12 protein-coding genes are annotated in these 14,678 nt (G+C 49.2%); 2 read left to right on the forward strand and 10 right to left on the reverse strand.

The genetic code is table 11. The annotated features are described in order from the left end of the window. Window positions 1-4: 4 nt before the first annotated feature. From J2S36_RS03020 to J2S36_RS03035, 4 genes are all read right to left on the reverse strand, one after another. Entirely contained in the window at window positions 5-2,779 is a 2,775-nt protein-coding gene (locus J2S36_RS03020) for an ATP-dependent helicase (protein WP_309955383.1), read from the reverse strand. Between the two features lie 74 nt (window positions 2,780-2,853). After that, a complete protein-coding gene (locus tag J2S36_RS03025; protein ID WP_309955385.1) occupies window positions 2,854-3,537 on the reverse strand; it encodes a TlpA family protein disulfide reductase in 684 nt (227 codons plus the stop codon). 98 nt (window positions 3,538-3,635) lie between these two features. Continuing rightward, on the reverse strand, window positions 3,636-4,394 hold the full coding sequence (locus tag J2S36_RS03030; RefSeq protein ID WP_309955387.1) for a cytochrome c biogenesis CcdA family protein: 759 nt from the start codon (window positions 4,392-4,394) through the stop codon (window positions 3,636-3,638). A gap of 72 nt (window positions 4,395-4,466) precedes the next feature. Beyond that, on the reverse strand, window positions 4,467-5,123 hold the full coding sequence (locus J2S36_RS03035; protein ID WP_309955389.1) for a thiamine diphosphokinase: 657 nt from the start codon (window positions 5,121-5,123) through the stop codon (window positions 4,467-4,469). A 235-nt stretch (window positions 5,124-5,358) separates the two neighbouring features. On the opposite strand from J2S36_RS03035, the gene J2S36_RS03040 reads away from it, so the two are divergent. After that, window positions 5,359-5,928 carry a DUF421 domain-containing protein gene (locus J2S36_RS03040; protein WP_309955391.1) on the forward strand — a complete coding sequence of 190 codons (570 nt, stop codon included), beginning with the start codon at window positions 5,359-5,361 and terminating at the stop codon, window positions 5,926-5,928. A gap of 129 nt (window positions 5,929-6,057) precedes the next feature. Here the strand turns inward: J2S36_RS03040 and hemH are convergent, their stop codons facing one another. The 6 genes from hemH to rimP all read right to left on the reverse strand — a co-directional run bounded on the left by hemH (window position 6,058) and on the right by rimP (window position 13,601). Continuing rightward, on the reverse strand, window positions 6,058-7,005 hold the full coding sequence (gene hemH / locus J2S36_RS03045) for a ferrochelatase (protein WP_309955393.1): 948 nt from the start codon (window positions 7,003-7,005) through the stop codon (window positions 6,058-6,060). Between the two features lie 188 nt (window positions 7,006-7,193). After that, complete coding sequence (gene truB, locus J2S36_RS03050) at window positions 7,194-8,261, reverse strand: tRNA pseudouridine(55) synthase TruB (protein ID WP_309955395.1); 1,068 nt, start codon at window positions 8,259-8,261, stop codon at window positions 7,194-7,196. Next, window positions 8,258-8,737 carry a 30S ribosome-binding factor RbfA gene (gene rbfA / locus J2S36_RS03055; protein WP_309955397.1) on the reverse strand — a complete coding sequence of 160 codons (480 nt, stop codon included), beginning with the start codon at window positions 8,735-8,737 and terminating at the stop codon, window positions 8,258-8,260. The genes truB and rbfA overlap by 4 nt, the downstream gene beginning before the upstream one ends. 113 nt (window positions 8,738-8,850) lie before the next feature. Then, window positions 8,851-11,736 (reverse strand): translation initiation factor IF-2, encoded by a 2,886-nt coding sequence (gene infB, locus J2S36_RS03060; RefSeq protein WP_309955399.1) that lies wholly within the window; start codon window positions 11,734-11,736, stop codon window positions 8,851-8,853. Window positions 11,737-12,072: 336 nt separating this feature from the next. Beyond that, the gene (nusA, locus tag J2S36_RS03065; RefSeq protein WP_309955400.1) at window positions 12,073-13,071 is read right to left on the reverse strand and encodes a transcription termination factor NusA; all 999 of its coding nucleotides are present in this window, start codon (window positions 13,069-13,071) and stop codon (window positions 12,073-12,075) included. Between the two features lie 2 nt (window positions 13,072-13,073). Next, window positions 13,074-13,601, reverse strand: a complete 528-nt coding sequence (rimP, locus tag J2S36_RS03070) for a ribosome maturation factor RimP (RefSeq protein WP_309955402.1) — start codon at window positions 13,599-13,601, stop codon at window positions 13,074-13,076. 166 nt (window positions 13,602-13,767) lie between these two features. On the opposite strand from rimP, the gene J2S36_RS03075 reads away from it, so the two are divergent. Continuing rightward, window positions 13,768-14,676, forward strand: coding sequence for a hypothetical protein (locus tag J2S36_RS03075; RefSeq protein WP_309955404.1), 909 nt, complete (start codon window positions 13,768-13,770; stop codon window positions 14,674-14,676). The last annotated feature ends 2 nt before the right edge of the window (window positions 14,677-14,678 follow it).

A 14,678-nucleotide genomic window follows, 5' to 3' on the forward strand; every position in this document is an offset into this window, starting at 1 on the left:
TGCACTAATTTTCGCAAGAAATCTTCTCCAGTGGTGCGAAGCGCAGCATCAGCCGTTTTGTAGTACCCGAATTAAAACGAACTTTTGCCACAGCAGATTTGCCTTGCCCCTCGAAACCGATCACTTTTCCAACACCAAAAGATTTATGCCGAACTTTATCGCCAATCTTAAATCCGGCAGCAGCACTTGCCGTATTAGCGTTATGCGATTCTGGTACATCGGAAAATGTATCATCATCTTGGCGCCGAACCGGCTTTTGCGAGGCAGCCGAATCGTCAACGCCCAGTTTCCCTGCTTTGAAGCCGCTTCCGTATGCCGGCGCAAAATCACCATCATCATCCCAGTCAGACCAGTACTCATTATTTTGGGAGCGAGCATATCTCCTACCGCCATTCCCCCAATTACTGCTTGTACCATTCCCCCAACCATTACCAAAAGCACGGTTAGCAGATTCTATCCGCCGCCATTCAATGACGTCTTCGGGAATCTCTTCCAGGAACCGCGAAGGGGGTAATTCTTGCGGAGCGCCCCACTGCGAACGGCAAGCTGCACGAGTAACATAAAGCCGCTTTCGCGCACGGGTAAGCGCTACATAAGCAAGCCTTCGCTCTTCGGATAATTCTTGAATTGAATTCATTGCCCGCACATGCGGGAAAGTGCCTTCTTCAAAACCCGTCACAAATACTGCTGGAAACTCAAGCCCCTTTGCTGTGTGTACGGTCATTAATACGACTTCGCCTTCATGATCTTCATCATCTGGAATTTGATCCGTATCAGAAACAAGCGAAATTTGATCCAAGAAATCATCAAGCGTGCCTTCCGGATTCTCCGCAATAAAATCAGCGGCTACAGCGCGAAGTTCGGCAATATTTTCCACCCGCACATCGTCTTGCGGATCATGCGAAGTTTGCAATACGCGCAAATATCCCGATTCATCCATCAAATAATCAAGAATTTCAGCTGGTTCTTCGCCAGCTTGCGACTTTTCGCGGGCAGTAGCAAGCAATTGCACAAAATCGCGCAGCGAATTGCGTGCGCGCGTTGAAATACCAACAATTTCTGAATCATCCTTTACTGCACCTGCGAGTGCAGCGCCGAATGAGATCCCATTGCGCTGAGCATAAAGCGCGATTTCACTTTCGGCCTTCGCCCCTAATCCCCGCTTTGGTTCGTTAAAGATCCGCCGCAGCGAAATCGTATCATCAGGATTAGCCACAGCTTGTAAATACGCGATCGCATCCTTGATTTCTTTTCGATCATAGAATTTTGTGCCGCCCACTACCTTATATGGGATCCCGGCACGCATCAGCAGATCTTCAATCGCACGAGATTGCGCATTAGCACGATAGAAAATCGCAAACTCACCGTACTTGAAGCCCTCTTTTCGGAGCTGATCAATTTCAGCTACGACAAAAGCTGCCTCATCCCGCTCTGAATCAGCCACATAGCCAACAAGTTTTGCCCCCTTGCCAGAATCCGTCCAGAGATTTTTTGCACGACGGCCGGCATTATTGGAAATCAAAGCATTCGCTGCCGTCAAAATATTTTGCGTAGAACGGTAATTTTGCTCAAGCAACACCGTATGTGCACTCGGAAAATCACTCTCAAAACTTTCAATATTACGAATCGTGGCACCACGGAAAGCATAAATCGACTGATCAGCATCACCCACTACCGTCAGCTGACCGCGCGCTAAATCTGCCTCCTCACCAGCGAGAATTCGGATCAACTCATATTGAGCTGGATTAGTATCCTGATATTCATCTACCAGAATTTGCCGGAACCGCCTCCGATATTTTTCAAGCACCTGCGCATTAGTTTTGAATAGTTGTACCGTCTTGAAAATCAGATCATCAAAATCCATCGCATTTGCTGCCGTAAGCCGCTGCTGATAGCCAGCATATGCCTTCGCTACGATCTCTTCATCACGATCTGTAGCCTGCGCCAAAGCCTGGCTCGCCGGAATCATCTCATTCTTCAAATCCGAGATTCGATGCGCCAGAATTTTCGGCGAATGCTGCTTCGATTCAATTCCTTCTTCCGCACAAACTATTTTCAATAACCGCTGCGAATCAGCCGTATCGTAAATAGTGAAAGTGGAGCGATATCCGATAGCTTCATGCTCTGCGCGCAAAATCCGCACACATGCAGAATGGAAAGTAGAAATCCACATCCGGTTTGCTACCGGCCCCAGCATTGCAACCAAACGCTCCCGCATTTCCTTCGCAGCTTTATTCGTGAAGGTAATTGCAAGAATTTCCGCTGCCGATACCTGCCCAGAAGCAATCAAATAAGAGATTCGCGTTGTGAGCACGCGGGTTTTTCCAGAACCAGCACCTGCAACTACCAACAGATGCCCACCCGTATGAACTACTGCTTCATGCTGGCGTGGATTCAAACCTGCCAGCATTTGTGCCAGCCGCGGATCGCCAGCCCCAATTTCACCTGCACTAAAAGCAGCAATTTGCGCTTGCTTCGCAGTTAACTCATTTCCGTCTCTTTCTGAGGAGACACTTGCAGCACCAGCGAAACCACCACGAGCACGCAGACGCGCAGCAATATCACCAAGATTGCCAGCTACCTGACTCGACGATATTTTTCCACCTGCACTAGCAGCTGCCTGCTGCTGCAACTCAGCCGCATTACCAGAAGCGTGCACGGCACCTTGCCCAGCTGCAGGTATGCCAGACGCGCTTTGCTCTTGCGCCGCAGCAACCCGTGCACGCAATCGAGCCATCGTTTCAAGAAACGGATCATTCAAGGAATTCTTATCATTCATAACAAAATAAACTCTACTGTACTGCTCCCGGAAAATTTCCCTGACTTTTCTAAAAAGTGTAAATTATCCTGACATTATTTCGCACTGGTTTTTCCCCCAAGTAAATCTGCCAGTTTTGCCCCAATCGTTGATCTATCCAGCACTCCTACACGCTGATCGACCAAAACACCATCTGGATCAATAAAATAATGCGCTGGAATTCCCACGACCCCATATTGCCGCGCAATTTCAGAACTGTGATCAGGAACTGATTTCAGCCGATACCCAGTCTGCTCCAGATAATCTTGCGCAGTTTGTTTATTTTCGCCAACAAAAACCGTGAGAACTTCCACGCCTTTTGGAGCAAACTCCGCTGCAGCCGCATCCACTTCCGGCATTTCAGCACGGCAAGCATGACACCAAGTAGTAGCAAAAACGAGCCAAACTGGTTTCCCCCGATAATCAGCAAGCTGAACTCTCGCACCAGCCGAATCCACAAAAGTAAAATCAGGAGCAGGCTTCCCTACTTCGAGAATTGCCAGCGGATCCGTCACTTCCGAATTTGCAGCTGTAGCTGCAAGATCAGCACTCTTATTTTGGGCAAGTGAATTTTCCCCATCCTGCAAACCTGATCCAAACCATGCTGCGCAAATCACGATAATTGCCGTGAATACGAGCACGATCGGCGTGCCATAACGGCTCTCACGAATCTTCGTCCGCCAATCCTGTGGCGCTAACTGCGCATTGGGTTCAACCACACCAAACTCCATTTCAGCCATTTTTCACCACACAACTCACTCGATCTTTATCCCCTGCAGATGCTCTGACTTTACATTCAAGACCCACAAATTCGACAGACAAACTTTCCCAGCGCGAACTATTCCATTTCGCGAAACCAACCCGCTGAGATAAAACCTGACTCACCAAAACCATACCCCAGCATCGTTAAATCAGCGCCGGGAAAAAACGCAATCCGCGCAAACAAATTCGTAATCATCAAAATCCCGATAACCACGATCAAGATCCCCGTGATCACCTCGATCAGTGCATGATATTTTTTGAAAAATCCAAATCTCGCACGCACATCAACTGCCCCAATTGCCACAAGTACAATCGGCACCCCTAAACCAATACAATAAGCAAGCATCAAGAACGCACCGGCAAAAGCCGTTTCGCTCTGACTCGCGAAAGCAAGAATCCCACCAAGAATCGGGCCAATACAAGGTGTCCAACCCGCACCAAAAACCACTCCCATCAATCCCGAACGCAGCACACCGTTACGAATAGCGGCGGGAGTTTTCAAATCACCCCGATAATACTTATCGAGCAGTGGAATCCTGATCAAACGTGCTACATGCAAACCAATCAGCACCAAAACGACCCCACCAATAATCCGGAATATTTCCACATAACGGCCAGCAACTAATCCGATCAATCCAATCGAAATCCAGATCGCAATAAACACGATCGAAAATCCAAGCATGAAGCATACCGCATTCAAGCAAGCTCCTTTTCGTGAAAGCTGCTGCGTTCTTTCCCCCATTAACTGGCCGATAAAGACGGGAACGATCGGTAAGAAACATGGCGAAACAAAAGTAATAAAACCCGCTGCAAATGCGAGCACAACTGACAACATGCAAAATCACTTTCCGTGCAGATAACTACCATTATCACGATACGTTTGCGCGGCGATGGGAGCAAAATCTTTTCACCCCAAAAATGAACTCACCACCACAAGCGTGCCGTCTTTTACAGAGATCTGCACTTCATTTTCATTTTTCCACTCATTACTTAAACCGATCGGAAAAGTATGATCCAAAGTTTCATTTTCTAACTCATATGCTGCACCCGAAATCGACACACCAGAAGATTGCGTACTAAGCGAAAATACCGAGAGTGAATACCCCGGGCGCGGCGCAAAAATAGCAGCATTATTATGAAGAAAATAAAGATATTCACGCTCCGAAATCACTTCCACACTTGCCCCTTGCGCTGCCAGAAAAGCGCAGGCTTGCATATTCGCCATTAAATGATCGAGCCGTCCGCCTAAAGCACAATAGATTTTGAAGCGAGAATATCCCAGTTTAAGGCAATGCCGAAGTGCAGCAAGCGTATCCGAATCATCCTTTTCCCGTGGCAGCCGCAAAATTTCTGTGCCCAAAGATTCCACCTGATCGCAGCTCCCCGGATACGAGTCAAAATCTCCAACTATCAGATCAGGAACGATTCCCTGCTCTCGCGCATATTGATAGCCAAGATCCGCTGCCACAATATAGTCTGCAGCCGCGATCCCTTCCAGCGTATCGCGCCTTCCCCCAGAAATCAGCGCACAAAGCCGAGTTCCATTCATTCCATTCCGTTCCATTCCACAATTTCACCACACAAAATACGGATACTGTAGATTGGCGAGCAAATTCTTGCAATAAAAAATCATCTCGCCGCCAAAATTATCGAAAATTCGCAACACCCTGCAGATAATTAACTGAGAGCCTGCTTACCTTCTTTAACGCAAATATCTGCCAGATGACCAGAAGGTGTTTAATTTATAAATACAGCATGGTTACGATCAAGAAGATCATATTGATTTTAGAAGGTTTTGCATGAATTACCCAGATTCGTTTACGCAATGGCTCGGTCTGCCACTTGCCGGCATCTTCACCACAATCCTTTCCACCGTCGCAATATATTTAATTTTCCTCTTTGCAGTACGGATTTTCGGGCAACGCCTCTTGACCTCATTAACCACTTTCGACACTTTAATGGTACTGCTGTTTGGTTCGATCGTAGCGCGCACAGCTCTCGGGCCAGTACCTACACTCACCACCGGCATCGTAGCTTTTGCCACACTGCTTTGCCTACATTTCCTACTCGGACGTTTTGCCAACACTTCCACCGGAGATCATTTCCTAAATCGCGACCCGATCATCCTCATGGCTGGAAATAAAATAATCGAAGAAAATCTCCGTGCCACAAATACTACGCATCGCGAGCTGATGAGTACCCTGCGCGAACACGGGATTAGCACGCTTGACCAGATTGCCGTGGTGATCATGGAACCTACCGGAAAGCTTGCAGTACTCCAAAATAATCAGCAAATTGACCCACAAATATTAAAAGGCGTAAAAGACACTGACCTGATCCCGCAAAAATACTTAAAAGCGAAAAAATAAGTATCGCCAATACTTTCTTTTTGAAATACGCGAAATACTCAAGATAGCTGACACAGCAAAATATTATCAGTAGCAAGAACTGCCAATATTCCCAGCAGCTTCACAAAACTAACGCAGTATCGAAGACTTTCAATCTTTTCCAGCAGTTTCAAGATACAGCTGTGCAAGAATATTTCCAGCTTGTGCATGCGCATTTAATGGCGCGAGCCGGGAATATTTCTTCCCACCCGCCTTTTTGAAAACTTCCTGATTCAATACGTCAAGTTCATCAATCGTTTCAATGCAATCGACAAGAAAACCCGGAGTGATCAGCAATATATTTTCCACACCTGCGCCAGGCAATTCTGCCATCCGCTCGATCGTCGCTGGTGCCAGCCATTTACCTGGCCCAAACTTTGATTGAAATGAAATTTCGTATGGAACTTCGGAAAAATCACGCATGATCGCAGCAGTAGTTTGCATACATTGCGCCTTGTACGATTCGGGGTGATGCACTTTTCGCTGCGGTACACCATGATACGAAAAGACGATCCGATCAGGGCGCTCAGCTACAATGGCTGCCGCAATTTCGCTCCGATACCACGCAATATACGGAGCAAAATCAGGCCATTGCGGCACTATTTTCAGCCGTGGAGCATCTTTTTGAGCCTGCAAAATCTCCACTTGCCGATAAATATCAGCCACTGTTGAAGGGGCATATTGCGGATAGAGCGGAATAATAATCACTTCTTCAGCCGTAAATTCAGAAATCGCCGCACTAATTGACGGCTCGGTATACGTCATCGCATATTTCACTTCAATATCCGGCAAAGCCGCTGCCAATAATTCGCATTGCGCTTTTGTATACACTTCCAGTGGAGAGCCTTCATTCATCCAGATCTCGCGGTATGTGGGCGCCACTTTTTCAGGGCGCACACGCAGCACGATATGATTCAAAATTGGCTTCCAGAGCCAGCGTGGAAAATCTACTACTGCCCGGTCGCTTAAAAAGGCTTTGAGAAATTGCCGAATATCATTCGGTTCCGGGGAAGCAGGAGTACCCAATGCGACTATCAGACATCCGCGCTTTACTGGCATCTTCGCACCTATCTTCAAATTAAGAGCATTACCCTCCCGATACTAGCAGCAAATCGCCATACCTAATTAATGCGTCGCTAAGTTTGCGAAAATATGAACCATTTTTTGGCGTACATCCGCACACAATCTGTAAATCGACGAAAATAAGCGAAAGCGTGTCGCTAAATAAGGTGATTGTGTGCCAAATTTTATGCATCCGCAAGTTGTAAATCAGGCTTATAATAACGCCCGCGCCGAGAAAGTAACGAAACTACTTCCCCAGCATCAGTAAATGCTGCCACAACCTTCGGAACTTCCTGCGTGACCGCGTATGATTCCAGTTTCGGATCCAGCAGACCGTCACCCAACTCTGACGGCAACACACTTCGACGATAAGGAATAAACTGCCCACTACCTAAAAGCCGCGCTTCCTCTGCCGTAACACTGATCCTTGGAAAAAGCATCCGGCAACAATCTGCCAAAGAAATCATTGGCAAAACTTTTCTGGCAGCAACCATATCTCCACATTGCGCCACGCTCTTAGCTGCATCCACACTCCACGAGCGGACTTTGATCCGCCGTAACATGCGCAGATGCGCACCTACTTGCAAAGCTGCTCCAAGATCTCTTGCCAGGGATCGAATATAGGTACCAGCAGAGCAACTCACTTCCACATCAAAAACAACTACCGGAAACTCAAATAATTCCGTATTGACCTTTGGCTCACTTAAGCGCACAAAGCGTGAAATTCGCACCTTCCGCGCCGCCAACTCCACATGAATACCAGCGCGCGCCAGCTCATGAGCACGCTTTCCATTTACCTTCAAAGCAGAAAAACTTGCTGGCACCTGCATGATCTCACCCGTCAACGCAGCAATTTCACGATCAATCACCGCCGCACTCAAAGTTGAAAGATTGCTGCGCGCGGCTGCATCAGGCATAATGATCTCGCCATCTGCGTCTTCAGTATTTGTATTTGCTCCCAAACAGATCGTGGCACGATAAGTTTTTTCACATCCGCTCAGATATGTGAGCAGTTTAGTGGCACGACCAATTCCGATCGTGAGCAACCCGGTGGCCATGGGATCAAGAGTTCCTCCATGCCCCACTTTTCGTGTGCCCGCAAGCCGACGCATTGCACCAACAACATCATGAGAAGTCACACCCTGATCTTTGTCGATCAAGATCAGCCCTGACGGCGCAGCCTTTTCAGCACGCGGCAAATCTCCCCACGGCATGATTCGCCGTTGATATTCCTGCCCCGGAGAACGCTTCACTCTTGCGCTGCCCATTGGGAAACCGCTTCTGCATCAGCTGCAGCATCGGCAAGCTCAGCTGGATGCTTCACTTTATACGGATCAGCAGCACCAGCATACTGCGCATTTTGCGCCAGTTTACGCACCTGCTCATCCTTGAAGCGGGCAGCTACAAGCGCATCCTCAATCGAAGCCGCAGCCTCAGGCAGTGCGTCAGGCACAAATTCCAGGCTTGGCGTCAGCCGTAATCCAAGCGCATTGCCAACGGCAGAACGAAGCATCCCTTTTGCTGATTCAAGCGCACGCCCAGATTGTTTTAACTGCTCAGCTGAACCATAAACCGTGTAGAAGATCGTAGCGTGCTGCAAATCGCCCGTCACCCGCACATCGGTGATCGTGACCATTCCGAGCCGCGGATCTTTCAGCTTCCCGTCCACCATCCGCGCAATAACTTGCTTGATTTGATCTGCCACGCGGGCAGCCCGGGGATTTACCATTTCTCTTCCTTTCCCACGTTCGCAGAATTTGCGATCCAAAATCCGGTTTCGCAAATACTCATGCCGGGGTGGGCGTTTCCACCAACCCCGGCATAATATCTTATTTTTTGAGATCAACTACGCGGTTTTTCACGCATTTCCCAAGTCTCGATGATATCGCCCTCACGGATATCCTTATATCCCAAAGTGATACCGCATTCGTAGCCTTCACGAATTTCAGTTACATCGTCTTTTTCATGCCGCAATGATGCGATCTCAAGATCCGTAGCAACCACGGCACCGTCACGCACCAATCGTGCTTTCGTACCACGCTTGATTGTGCCCGAACGGACGATCGAACCAGCGATATTACCGAACTTGCCAGACTTAAAGACCTGCCGAATCTCGGCACTGCCCAAAGCCACTTCTTCATAAATCGGCTTGAGCTTACCCTTCAGCGCATCTTCGACATCGTTAATCGCATCGTAGATCACCGAGTAGAACTTCATCTCGACGCCTTCACGATCAGCCAGATCTGCCACCCGCTCGGCTGGACGCACATTGTAACCAATGATCACAGCACTATCGACGGTCGCCAAATCCACATCAGACTGGGTGATTGCACCAACGCCACGGTGGATCACATTCAGCTGAACTTCGTCGCCACCAACTTCAATTTCAAGCAGCGAGGATTCAAGTGCTTCAACCGAACCAGAGGAATCACCCTTGATGATGAGGTTCAGATTCTCGATCTTGCCCTCTTCAATCGCAGCATTAAGATCTTCAAGCGAAATCCGCTTCCGGCGCTTCGCCAATGTGGCAGCGCGTTTGGCTGTTTCACGACGCTCAGCGATCTGCCGTGCGGTACGATCATCGTCAGCAACGATCAACTGATCGCCTGCACCAGGCACAGAAGTCAAACCAAGCACTTGCACTGGGCGGGAAGGCTCAGCTTCGGTAACCCGATTTCCATGCTCATCAACCATCGCACGGACACGCCCATAGGCGGTACCAACCACAATTGAATCACCGATTCGCAGCGTGCCATCTTGGATCAATGCCGTGATCACCGAACCGCGACCCTGATCGAGCTTCGCTTCGATTGCAACACCACGAGCAGCTTTATCCGGATTCGCCTTCGGCTCCACCAAAATATCTGAAGTAGTGACGATCTGCTCAAGCAATTCACCGATATTCAAACGCTGCTTTGCAGAAATATCAACGAATGGGACATCGCCGCCATATTCTTCTGCTACAAGACCGTATTCAGTGAGTTGTGCACGTACCTTTTGCGGATTTGCACCGTCAACATCGATCTTATTTACTGCCACCACGATCGGCACTTCTGCAGCTTTCACGTGATTGATTGCTTCCACAGTTTGCGGCATCACACCGTCATTTGCGGCAACCACAAGGATCGCTACATCGGTCACATCTGCACCGCGGGCACGCATTTGGGTGAAGGCTTCGTGCCCTGGAGTATCGATAAACGTGATCTTCCGTTCATCGGCTTCGATCTGCACTTTCGTCTGGTATGCACCAATATTCTGGGTGATTCCACCAGCTTCGCCTTCAACTACGTCAGCGTTACGGATTGCGTCAAGCAGTTTCGTCTTTCCATGATCGACGTGACCCATCACGGTCACTACCGGCGGACGCACTACAAGATTTTGCTCATCCTCAGCTTCCCGCTCTGCATCCAGATCAATATCGAAAGCTTCGAGGATTTCGCGGTCTTCATCCTCGGCACTCATGATTTTAATGTCATAGCCAAGCTCTGCGCCGAGTAACTGGAATGTATCTTCATCCAAGGATTGATTTGCCGTCGCCATTTCTCCCATGCGGAATAATACCGTCACCAGAGCTGCTGCATCAGCATTGATTTTCTCTGCAAAATCAGCAAGCGAAGCACCCTGCCGAACACGCACAATCGTCGACCCATCACCGCGCGGCACTTGCACGCCAGCGAGCATTGGGGAAAGCTGCTCTTCGACTTCCTGATGCCGATTCCGCAGATTACGCTTCTTTCCGCCACTCCGACGACCGAATGCGCCTGCCGTTGAACCGCCGCGAGCCTTTCCGCCCGAGCGGGTGAATCCACCACGGAATCCTTGCCCGCCAGTATTATTACCGCCGCCAGCAAAGCCACGAGCTCCGCCGTTATGCCCGCCGCGATTACCACGATTTCCACCGCGATTATCTACTGGCATTTGCGCCTGCTCGGGCATCATCGACGGATTTGGACGCGGCGCATTTCCGCGACTACGATTCTCTGGCCGCGGACCACGGTTTTCATTTGCCTGACCCCCACGACGCTTTCCGCCCGGAGCGCCTTCGCCTTTCTTCATCCCTTGTTGCGTAGCAAATGGGGAATTTCCTGGGCGCGGGCCGCGTCCGCCTGGTTTCCCCATTCCTTGCCGTGATGCGAAAGGAGAATTTCCTGGACGTGGAGCTCCTGGCTTGCGCCCCATCGGACGCGGCGGAGCTGCTTCCCGAGCTGCTTCAGCACTCCGATGCGCTTCACCTGGAGTGATTGCAGGCTTCTTTACACCGCCACCTGGCTTTGGCGCCTTTGGCGCTGCCGTGGCAGCTGCAGGAGCAGCCGCATTTTCAACAGCACCAGGATTCGGCACGTTGTTTGCTGCAGGTTTCGCAGCTGGTTTTGGAGCTGCTGGTTTCTTTGCACCTGGCTTCGGAGCTGGACTCATCTGGGATGGTTTCACAACTGGCTTTTGCGCAGCAGGCTTGGCAGCCGCTGCTTCAGATACAGCTTTTTGCGGTGTTGCTTTACGTTCGACGGCTGGTGCAGTCGTTCCTTTCGCCCCGCTTTTCGCCGCAGTATTCTGCGGAAGTAATTCTGGATGTTTCTCGTAATATTCACGAGCACGGCGAACCACTGGGGCTTCAATACTCGAAGATGCCGATTTTACAAATTCGCCGTTTTCTTTCAAGGTTGCAAGCAAATCTTTACTTGCAATCCCGAGCTCTTTTGCGAGCTCATGGACGCGGACCTTTGCCACAGTTCTCCTTCTTTAGCGGTCCGCGCAATGTGCGCAAGACCTTTTCTATTGGCAGCTCATCGCTGGGTACTCATCGGGTGCCCATCGCTTTCTACCCGCTTTCTGAATTGGTTTACACTGATTTTTTTTCGCACTAACAAGGGAATTATCACAACCAGTTACTACGAATCTCGGCGGCTCATACAAAGATGGCAGCCAAACCCGCAACCAGTCTACCTGATTGACTTAGTTCAAGCCATTAACAGGCGCCTAAACGACGGTGAAAGCGCTCACGGCTGCGCACCAAATCGGGCCCGCGCTGTGTTTTACGCAATGCCGGCTTAAATCGATCCTGATTTATTCGCCTTCGCTCAGCTGATCTTCTGACTGCTTGCGAATATCTATCGACCATCCCGTCAGTTTCGCTGCCAAACGCACATTTTGCGCTTCCTTACCGATTGCCAGCGAAGCTTGATCATCGGGTACAACCGCGAGTGCCTGCCGCAGATCTTTATTTAGAATATCTACACGCAATACGCGCGCTGGTGAAAGTGCAGCAGCAATAAATTTTGCCGGATCGTCATCGTATTCGACCACATCAATCTTTTCGCCGTTTAACTCTTGGGTGACGGCGCGCACGCGTTGTGCATTATGCCCAATGGCAGCGCCTTTTGCTGCCACATTTTCATCTGATGACCACACTGCAACCTTCGAGCGATGCCCTGCCTCACGTGCAAGTGCGACGATTTCAACGATTCCGTCCGCAATTTCAGGAACTTCCGTTTGAAACAACTGCCGCACAAAATCTGGGTGCGAACGCGAGAGCCGAATCGAAGCTCCACGCGGTCCAACAGAAATGTCAAGGATCAGTGCACGAATCATATCTCCATGCCGATAATGCTCTGTTGGTACTTGTTCTTCGGAACGCAAAATCCCGCGATTTTCGCCTAATTCAACAAATAGATCACGAGACTCTGCACTACTACCAGCATTTCCTTCAACAGTACCTGTCACGATTTGACCTTGTTTACCCTGGAAAGATCCAAGTACTCGCGCGCTTTCCGCATCACGCAAGCGCTGCGCAATAATTGACCGGGCAGTTGCGGTAGCGATTCGCCCAAAATCATTTGGGGTATCGTCAAACTCGCCGATCACATTATTTTCTTCATCATATTCTGGTGCGATCACCGAGACTTTACCCGTTGTGCGATTCAAATCTACACGTGCCCCTTTGATTGCACCCGGTACACGATTGTAAGCATGAAGCAAAGCATCTTCGATCGTCTCAATGAGCACAGTGAGGTTAATGCCTAACTCGGATTCCACCACCCGCAGCTCGTTCATTGAAATATCCACGATTACTCTCCTTCGTCGCTATCATTGGCAGACTTTTTCAGCTCCACCATTACACGTGCAGTTTTCACTTGTTCAAATTCTAGCTCACGTGCCGGCTCATAAATAACTTTGTCGCTTTTTGGTACTTTTTTCTCAGGTATGACGGTAGCTGAGTGCGAGGTCGTTGCCGAGATTCGCGCCTGGAACTTCGTACCGTCAATCAGCTTAAATTCCGCAAGACGCCCGATCGCACGTGAATAATGGCGTGGCGTAGAAAGTTTTCGATCAGTGCCGGGCGTAGAAATTTCAAGATTATATTCGCCCGCGATCGGATCTGAAATATCGAGCAGATCGGAGATAACTCGCGTGATTTCATCGAGCTGCGCCGCACTCACTCCCCCTTGCCCGGCTGGTAAATCAACCGTGATCCGCACGGTTGTAAATTTTCCGGCACGCACGATGCGCACTTCTTCGAGATATAGCTCCCGGATGGCAATTTCCGCGGCAACTATCTCCCGTATTTTATCCTCTAAAGCGATATTTTGTACCATAGGCTTAGCCTACCTTTTCGATGTTGATTCTTTCATCTTTGGCATTATCGAATGTGAATTATCGTGCAGAAATTTGCGATTGTGAATTTTAGGTAGGCGAAGTTCAGATCTTTCGCTTCTGCGATATTTACAATTACAGAAGCAGCAAAATGAAAAAGGGCGGCCGATGGCACTGAGCAAAAATTTGCGGAGAAAATGGATTTCCCACGTAAAATTCACTTTCTACCTCTTACTTGGCATCGGACTTTTTAGTACTTTCATGTATTTCATTGGCACTAATTGGGAAAAGCCAAATCTGAATCCGGCCAAGCCAGCTGCAAGTGAGAGTGCACGCCAGGAGTTGGCGATCGATAGTGCCCGGATTGCTGCTGGAGCCAAAAAACTTGGACTTACCGAGTTAAGCACCCTTGCCGATACCTGGACAAATGATTTAGGTGGTGTTTGGGCGCCCTGGCCTGAAGGCGCTCCCGCGGGGTATAAAAATCCCGGTCTGGATTTATCAGCGAAAAGTGCTACCGTCCCAGAGCTTGTTGCAGAATTGACGTTATTTGCACGAACCTTAGCAGATAAAGGCACCGCCTTCGCTCCCCCACCTGCAATGATTGATTTTGCGAGTAAAGTTTTTATTCAGGCAGATCAGTTGGCACGCATGCATTCGCTTCCGCAGGCATTGCCAGAAGTAGCTCTTCCGCAAGTAGCGAGTCTGATCAATGATGCACAAACAGTGGTGGAATTAGAGAGCACAAAACAAATACTTGAAGCTCATACCGCTTTACTCCCCTCCGGACAGGAAGCAAAGCGAAAGGAAAATCGGAAGCATATTGCACTGCTTGGCACCTGCATCAATCTCGCGCTTAGCGCGGGTGTTGATGACGAACGCAGCACTTTTACTCCTCCAAATACTGATCTTTCGCAAGCCAAACAATTGCTTTTCCATTCATTATCCACACTCGCGCAGAAAAATGACACTGTGCCAGAAGCAAAATCAAATCCAAAAAATGCTGGGCAACTCTCTCCGAATGCAATGTTAGCTGTGATAATTGCGCGCTTCGCGCCGGTTTTTGACGCGAATTAATT

The sequence above is a fragment of the Arcanobacterium hippocoleae genome (assembly GCF_031456295.1).
In the GTDB taxonomy this organism is placed as follows: domain Bacteria; phylum Actinomycetota; class Actinomycetes; order Actinomycetales; family Actinomycetaceae; genus Arcanobacterium_A; species Arcanobacterium_A hippocoleae.